General features: G+C 64.6%; 6 protein-coding genes. 1 reads left to right on the plus strand and 5 read right to left on the minus strand.

All coding sequences use genetic code 11. The features are described from left to right. Nucleotides 1-36 precede the first annotated feature (36 nt). From B7X49_RS14585 to B7X49_RS14595, 3 genes are read right to left on the minus strand one after another with little or no spacing between them, the layout of a single operon-like run. Nucleotides 37-1080: a GNAT family N-acetyltransferase gene (locus B7X49_RS14585; RefSeq protein ID WP_286703892.1), complete on the minus strand. Its 1044-nt coding sequence runs from the start codon at nucleotides 1078-1080 to the stop codon at nucleotides 37-39. 6 nt (nucleotides 1081-1086) lie between these two features. Further along, entirely contained in the window at nucleotides 1087-2349 is a 1263-nt protein-coding gene (locus B7X49_RS14590; protein WP_286703891.1) for a glycosyltransferase family 4 protein, read from the minus strand. Next, nucleotides 2346-3371 carry a hypothetical protein gene (locus tag B7X49_RS14595; RefSeq protein WP_286703890.1) on the minus strand — a complete coding sequence of 342 codons (1026 nt, stop codon included), beginning with the start codon at nucleotides 3369-3371 and terminating at the stop codon, nucleotides 2346-2348. The genes B7X49_RS14590 and B7X49_RS14595 overlap by 4 nt, the downstream gene beginning before the upstream one ends. Nucleotides 3372-3404: 33 nt before the next feature. Here B7X49_RS14595 and B7X49_RS14600 point away from each other — a divergent pair, with 33 nt between their 5' ends. Next, on the plus strand, nucleotides 3405-4526 hold the full coding sequence (locus B7X49_RS14600; protein WP_286703889.1) for a GNAT family N-acetyltransferase: 1122 nt from the start codon (nucleotides 3405-3407) through the stop codon (nucleotides 4524-4526). On the opposite strand, the gene B7X49_RS14605 is transcribed toward B7X49_RS14600, so the two are convergent. Continuing rightward, complete coding sequence (locus B7X49_RS14605; protein ID WP_286703888.1) at nucleotides 4527-5234, minus strand: PEP-CTERM sorting domain-containing protein; 708 nt, start codon at nucleotides 5232-5234, stop codon at nucleotides 4527-4529. 223 nt (nucleotides 5235-5457) lie between these two features. Then, the gene (locus B7X49_RS14610; protein WP_286703887.1) at nucleotides 5458-6120 is read right to left on the minus strand and encodes a PEP-CTERM sorting domain-containing protein; all 663 of its coding nucleotides are present in this window, start codon (nucleotides 6118-6120) and stop codon (nucleotides 5458-5460) included. Nucleotides 6121-6282 lie beyond the last annotated feature (162 nt).

A 6282-nucleotide genomic window follows, 5' to 3' on the forward strand; every position in this document is an offset into this window, starting at 1 on the left:
TTTTTTGCTTCTTTTTCTCAAAAAAGAAGCGCTTGCTTAAGTGTTGTCCTTCCTTTGTCTGAGCCGACGTCTTAACGCACCAACCTGACCGCGCACCAGTGCGAGCACGCCCGCCGGTCGGCGCGGGTTGATCAGCAGGGCGCCGATCCGTTCGTGCCGCTGGTCGACCCAGAGGCGTTTGTAGGGATCATCGCCGCGGCCGAAATCGAGCCTGGTGGGACGATCCCGGGCCAGAATGGCGGCGAGCATCTGCGCCGTCAGGACGGTACCGGGGGATAGGGCGGTGTGGGCTTCGTCATGCGCGAGTTTCAACAGCATGGCACAGCCGCCGGACACCGCCCAGTATTGCGCAGCGATCGGGCCCGACGCTGTCGCGAGAACGCCGAGACGCAGCAGACCGGCATCGGCGAGGCTGCGCATGCAGGCGGCGTTGAACGCGGCGAAGGGTTCGGGCTGTTTCCAGGAAACGGCGTAGACCTGTTCAAAGGCGCTGATGCCGGCGGCGAGGCCCGCTTCGGAGTCGATGAAGCTGAACGATGTGGCGCCGCGCGCGCGTTTGAGTTTGCGGGTGATGGTGCTGCGCAGGTTGCCGGGGCGGGCGGCGAGCCAGGCATCGAAACGGTCGGTTTCGACCGGGGCTTGCCAGTCGCCGAAATGGCTGAAGCGCTGCACGATGATGCCGCTGGACGTTATCGCATCGAGGAACGGGGCGAGGCCCGGTTGAGCGGGGTCGAGCGCATCGAGCCGGAGTGTGGCGTGGCGGCGGGCGATGCGGGCGAAGGTGCGGCCGGCGGCGGCCGGGGTGGCGCCGAGGCGTGGGGTGAAGGCGAGCGAATAGGGGCTCGACAGGCCGGCGACCACCCTGCCCTGCCGGCACCAGACCGGGATCGCGGCATCGGCGGTAACGACGCAGCCGGCTTTGAGGCCCGGCGGTGCGGCGGTGCGGGCCAGTAGATCGAACCAGAGATGGCTTGCGAACAGATCGGCCGTGGGATGAGCGAAGCGGGCGATGGTCGGCGCGTCGAGCGCTGACCAGGCGAGGAGGCGCGCCGGGCCGGCCGTGGTGTCATCCGCGGTCATGCTGGGTCATGCGGAATTGGGGGTGGGCGTGCGATCGAGGCAGGCGGCGACGAAGTCACGCGCCTTGACCTGCCAATCGGCGGCTTGGGCGCAGGCGAGCCCCTGGGCGGCGATATGGGCGCGCAGGGCTGGGTCGTCGTGCAGGCGGCGCATGGCGGCTTCGATGGCGGGGATCGCGTGGCCATCGACCACCAGGCCGTTGATACCATCGGTCACGGCATCGACGCTGCCGCCATCACGCCCGGCGATGACCGGCAGTCCGGCGGCATTGGCTTCCAGGAAGACCAGGCCGAAGCCTTCGGTATCGCCCGAGGGTAGCGCGCGGTTGGGCATGACGAACACATCGCCCAGCGCGTAATGGTCGGCCAGATCGACATCGGCGACCGCACCGGCGAAAATGACCGCATCGGCCACACCGGATTCGGTTGCGATGGCGCGCAGGGTATCGGCAAAGGGGCCGGCGCCGACGACCAGAAACCGGCATTCGGGGTGATCGGCCCAGACCGAAGCGAAGGCGCGGATGGCGTGATCGATGCCCTTTTTTTCGAGCAGGCGGCAGACCGAGACATAGACGAATTTATCCTCCAGACCGTAATGCGCGATCAGGTCGGGGCGCCGCGCGCTCGATGAGAAGCGGCGGAAATCGACGCCGTTTTCGATCAGGACGATCGGCGGCGCGGACGTGCCGGCAAGCAGGGTGCGGACCGCTTCGGCGGTGAAACGGCTGACCACGATGATGGCATCGGCGGCGGCGAGGCTGCGGCGGCGGCGCGACCAATCGGGGTCGTAATCATCGCGCGTGGTGATTTCCTCGCCGTGGATATAGACGATGCGGCGCACGCCGGGCCAGCGGCGCAGGACGGCGAACAGCCAGCCGGAGGGCACGAGTTCGCCGATGCAGACCGCCCCGATGCGCCCGGAGCCGAGCATGGCGCGCAGGGCGGCGAGGATGCGCAGCCGGATCAGCAGGTCGCGCGCGATGAAGCGCAGCCGACCGATGCCGCCCTGCTGGGGACCACCGATCGGAGTGCGGAGCAGGGCGAGCCGTTTGACGCGGTAACCGGGCGCGCCGGATCGCGGTTGGGCGGCGGCGCGGTCGTGTTCGCGCCAGCCGATCAAAGGCAGACCATCGGTATAGCTGACGCGCGGTGCCAGCACGCTGACCTGCGGGGCGGCCTGGCGGGCGAGCGCGCCGTACACCACCGCCGAGCCGCCTTGCACGGGCGGGAAATTATTCGCGATCAGGATGATGCTGTCGCGCGCGATCACGGCCGGCCGCCTGGGTTGGGAGGCTGATCGAGGAGGGTGAGGATATCGGTGGCGGCGGCAAAGCGGCAGCCGAAATCATCGGACAGGGTGCAGAGAATCGACGAGAGATCGTCATAGAAACGGTGCAGATCGGCACGCGAGCGGACATAGGGGTTGCGGCCGGGGGCCACCGAGGAGCTGTGGAAGCTGAGCGGCAGGATGGTGCGATCGCGGTTGAGCAGGCCTTTGACCAGGCGGATCATTGCCCGCGGGTCGTTGCCTTCCGGTGAGAGGGTGATGCGTTCGGCGCAACCAATACGCGCGAGCAGGCCGGCAAGCGGCGCCCAGGCACCGTTCGAGCGGATCAAGGTCCGGTAGAGCCGGCTGCCGGCACTGCCGCCCCAGCCGACGATGGCGCGGCCGAGCGGCAGTTCGAGGATGGGCCGCCGGGCACCGAACCAGAAGGGGGAAAAGTCGATCCTACTGTAGTCGGGGCCGGCTTCATCGAGCATCGAGGTGCGCGGCGCGATGCTGGTATCGATCAGGATGCCTTCCTGCTCGATCAGGGTCGCGGTCTGGCGGCTGAGGCCGTAGCGGCCGGCGCGAAACACCAGCGGTGCGGTGCCGAAACAGGCGGTGAAGCGGGTGCACAGGGCGGCGAGCTTGCGGGCTTCGACATCCGGCGCGAGATTGCCGCCGAAGGATTGGGCAGCGGTGCCATGACCCTCGAACGGCGGGGTGACCCAGGGGTGGAGCTGGATGCCGAGCGCCGCTTCGCCGCGATCGCGGTAGCGGGCGAACAGGCGCACGAGGTCGGGGTTTTCGAGGATGGGGTAGGTAACCAGATAGGTCGGCACCACGCCATGCGCCGTGAAGATGGGTTGCAGATCGGCGATGCGGGTCAGGTAGGCGGTCGCGTAGTCGGTGCCTTCGGTCGGGTCCGCCCAGTCGAAATCCTCCTCCGTGTCGATCAGCACGGTGGCGACACGGTTGGGTTGGCGCATGCTCACGGCGCGGGGGTTCGGCAGGATATCCGGGAACATTGCGGCTTTCGGCAATTCCAATACGATGGCACGATGACATGGATGGCCGGGTCTAACAAGCGATGGGCGGCCGGCGGGGGATTGGTGGCGGCGCTCCGCCCGGCCCGCGACGCGCAGCAGCTGGGGGATTTGTGGCGGCGGGTCGAGGCCGAGGCGGATGGCTCGGTGTTTCAGTCGTGGTTGTGGCTGGGCTGCCGGTTCGATGAGCGGTTTCGCCGTGCGCTGGTGCTGACGATCGAGGCGGAGGAGCGGATCATTGCGATCGGGCTGCTGGGCTGCGGTGGACGGCGATTCGGGCTGAGCCAGTATTGTCTCGCGGAGACCGGCGTCGCGGATGAGGACAGCGTGTTCATCGAACATAACGGGCCGCTGGTGGTGCGGGACCGGCCGGAGGCGCGGGCGGCATGGTTTGCGGCTGCGCTGCGGCCGCGCGCCGGGTTGGGCTGGATATTGCGCCTGCCGGGTCTTGGCCCGGAGGATGCGGCAGCGGCGCGGTTGGCCGGCGTGACGGATGGCGCGGTGCTGCGCGCGGCACCGTGGCGCGACCTTGGGCGGCTGCGCGCGGCGGGGGCCGATTGCCTCGATGTTATTTCCGCCAATACGCGCCAGCAGATCAACCGTGCGTGGCGGCGGTACGCGGCCAGCGGCCCGATTGCGGTGGCGCGGGCGGCAACGGTGATGGAGGCAGAGGCCTGGCTGGCGGCGCTGGCGGATTTGCACCGGCAGACGTGGGAGACGCGCGGCAAGGCGGGGGCGTTCGCCGCGGCCGGGTTTGAGCGGTTTCATGCGGTGCTGGTGGCGCGCGGTGTGGCGTGCGGTGTGGTGGATGTGTTGCGGGTGGCGGCGGGGGACCGGGTGATCGGGTATTTGTATAATTTCGTGTGGCGCGGCCGGGTCAGCGCGTATCAGAGCGGGTTTGCGTATGATCCGGCGCAACCGCATGAAAAACCCGGCTTGGTGTGCCATGTCGCGGCGATGCGGCATTATCAGGAGCGTGGGCTGAATGGTTACGATTTTCTGGCGGGGGATGATCGGTACAAGACCAGCCTAGCCGATGGCAGCGTGGCGATGCGCTGGATGAGCGCGGCACCGCGCCGGAGTGTGGCCGCGGCGATCCTGGCGACTCGCGCCAGGATCGCGCGGTGGCGCGGTTGATCAGGCGCGGTTGCGGTTGCGGCGGCGCAGGACGAGGCCAAGGCCGAGCAGACCGGTGCCGAGCAGGGCGAGTGAACCGGGTTCCGGAACCGAAACCTGCAGGACCGCAGGCGCACCGTTGGCTTCGACGTAGACGAGTTGGAACGGCGCATCGGTCGCTACGGGCAGGACGCCGGTTGAGGGAATCTGCCCGGTGAATGAACCACTCTGAATGACCGGGATGTTGCCGAGACCGGCGTAGAGCGAGGCGCCGTCATCGTGGCTGATCGTAACATTGGTGCCGGCGGCGGCCGCGTAGGTGCCGGTGATCATCATATAGGTGACGAGTGCGTTGCCGCTCAGACCGTTGTTGCTCAATTGATCTTGTGCGAGGAAATCGGCCAGCGAAGAAAATTGGCCGTTGATGCTTGAAAAATCAGTGATGTTAAGGCCGTAGGTACCGAAAAACGTACTGGCCAGGTTATGACTGGATTGACCGCCGTTATCGACGAAATTGATCGGACCGGTGTAAGTGAAGCTGGCGCTGGGATTGACTAACGGGACATCGCCAGACTGATTGGTGGCGTTCCCGGTAATGCCGAGCGTGTTGTACGAACCGCTCCAGACCTCAAAACTATACACATCCCCGTTTGCTAGGCCAGCCCGAGCGACGCCGCCGAGCCCGATCAGTAGTGCTGTGGTCATGATGACGACTTTAAAGCGTTGCATTTTACAATCTCCGATAATCATGCCTGGACACTACACGTCACCGTTGCAATTTTAGTGCCAAATATAATATCGTTACGAATCAGATAATTAGATAACTGCAATTTGTGAGGTGTAAAATATCCCAGACAATTAGAATGATATCGTTATAATTTTCAGCGTCGCTCCAAACAAAAACGCCTCCGGCGACAAGCCGGAGGCGTCAGGCACGGCGCAGAATGGTTGATCAGCCGCGCTTCTGGCGCTTGCGGATCAGCAGGCCGAGAGCAACAAGGCCGGTGCCCAGCAGTGCGAGCGAACCGGGTTCGGGGACGGAGACCGACGAGTCGATGCTATCATTGGCACCGCCGGACGGCGCCGTAATCGTCAGGATTTCAGTTATTGAATACGGGCCTGTAATATCAAAAGGACTGCTGAAGCTGATCGGCGTTGTGGAGTTGCCCGCGATTGTTTGCGAGCCGATGAGGGAGCCCATGCCGAATGCCGTATTCGTCGCGTCCGCATAAACGCTATACGATATCGACGAGAGCGACGGGCTGAGGGGCGTCTGCGACAAATAACCGGCAATCGTCGTGATGCCGAACGGCTCGGTAAGGTCGTACTCGGTAAGAGCGATAGTCAGTGAACCAGCCGCTGCCGTTCTATCACCTGAGCTCAAATCAATGGCCGGTGAGTACAGTGTTCCAGATGTGAAGGCATTTTCGAAAACGACATTAAAGTTATCGAAAGAACCGTTATATGACAAGGTTCCATTGCTGGAAGTGATCGTCGGCGACGTGTTGCCGCCCGAGGAGAGATATCCCGCAAGCATCGGTGTGGCGTGGGCGGAAATCATGCTGCCCAACAACGGCGCAGCTAGGAAAGTGGTGGCGAGAACGAGACGTTTCATTGAATGATCCTGACAAAGGTTAAGCCTAACCGACACTAAGCAATTTCCATGCCAGAAACTTTGTTGCGTGCCTATCCGGTTGACTCAGACACCCACTAGGGCTAGTGGCCCCCGCCATGGCGGCCATTGACATTCACCAGCGTGACGAACTGGCTTTCCCCC

Source organism: Acidiphilium sp. 34-64-41, assembly GCF_002282635.1.
Taxonomy (GTDB): domain Bacteria; phylum Pseudomonadota; class Alphaproteobacteria; order Acetobacterales; family Acetobacteraceae; genus Acidiphilium; species Acidiphilium rubrum.

Bases quoted from the DNA above. Each gene is read 5' to 3' on its own strand.
- B7X49_RS14600 (WP_286703889.1), top strand. From the start codon at position 3,405: ATGACATGGATGGCCGGGTCTAACAAGCGATGGGCGGCCGGCGGGGGA.
- B7X49_RS14605 (WP_286703888.1), bottom strand. From the start codon at position 5,234: ATGCAACGCTTTAAAGTCGTCATCATGACCACAGCACTACTGATCGGG.
- B7X49_RS14610 (WP_286703887.1), bottom strand. From the start codon at position 6,120: ATGAAACGTCTCGTTCTCGCCACCACTTTCCTAGCTGCGCCGTTGTTG.
- B7X49_RS14585 (WP_286703892.1), bottom strand. From the start codon at position 1,080: ATGACCGCGGATGACACCACGGCCGGCCCGGCGCGCCTCCTCGCCTGG.
- B7X49_RS14595 (WP_286703890.1), bottom strand. From the start codon at position 3,371: ATGTTCCCGGATATCCTGCCGAACCCCCGCGCCGTGAGCATGCGCCAA.